The sequence below is a fragment of the Paenibacillus sp. 01L418 genome (genome assembly GCF_056400045.1).
The window spans coordinates 1-944 of record NZ_JBFTSN010000813.1; the positions used below are offsets into that span (position 1 = coordinate 1).

Consider the following 944-nt stretch of genomic DNA (forward strand, 5'->3'; position numbering starts at 1 on the left):
CCTTTAAGCCGATCGATCTATATCGTTCTGACGCGACGAAGTTTCTTGTAGATGGGGATTCCCTTATTCCGCCGTTTGCTGCCATTGCGGGAATTGGCGATAACGCCGCACGTAATATCGCAGCCTCAAGAGACGATGGCGAGTACTTGTCAATCGAGGATTTCCAAATGAAATCGAAGGCGACAAAAACGATTATTGAGGTTCTTGGAAACATGGGCTGCTTCCGTGGATTACCTGAATCTAATCAGCTTTCACTGTTCTAGAAGCGGCTTGAATAGAAAAGATTTCTTGTCACTATAGTGCGGTTATGTTATAATTTTTCTGGCAATGATGATTATAAAGACTTTGATGCAGAAGAGTGGGGAAACCCACTCTTTACGTTTTGTTAATGGCAAAATGGCATAGTGCGTATAAACAGGAGGTCAACTGAATTTGAGTACATCCAAAATCAAAGCCGCTGTCCAGGAAATGGTTTCACCATACCTCAGCAGCAATGGATTTGAACTGGTTGATATTGAGTATGTAAAAGAAGGAAGCAATTATTTCCTTCGTATTTTCGTAGATAAAGAAGGCGGCATCGACATCGATGACTGCGGTCGTATCAGCGAATTCATAAGTGAGCAATTGGACAAAAACGATCCAATTACAGATGTTTATTTCTTGGAAGTATCTTCCCCAGGAGCAGAAAGACCGCTTCGGAATGAAGATGAAGTACGTAAAGCAATCGGTAAGCACGTTTACATAACGACATATGAACCGATTAGCGGCGCTAAAGAATTTGAGGGGCTGCTACTTGCATTTGATGGAGAAAATGCAGTCGTTCGTACAGCCAAAAAGGAATATAGCATTCCTTACGATAAGGTGGCTGGCGCCAGACTCGCAATCGTGTTCTAAATATTCGTTTCTATATTGAAAGGGGGAAATCCAGTCCAATGAGTATGGAT

The 944-nt window shown here is 42.3% G+C and carries 2 protein-coding genes; both read left to right on the plus strand.

All coding sequences use genetic code 11. From position 1 onward, the window contains the following. Positions 1–263, plus strand: a 263-nt coding sequence (locus tag AC1DSE_RS35820) for a helix-hairpin-helix domain-containing protein (protein ID WP_477529189.1), incomplete at its 5' end; no start/stop codon positions are given. 169 nt (positions 264–432) lie between these two features. Beyond that, entirely contained in the window at positions 433–894 is a 462-nt protein-coding gene (rimP, locus tag AC1DSE_RS35825) for a ribosome maturation factor RimP (RefSeq protein WP_477511411.1), read from the plus strand. The last annotated feature ends 50 nt before the right edge of the window (positions 895–944 follow it).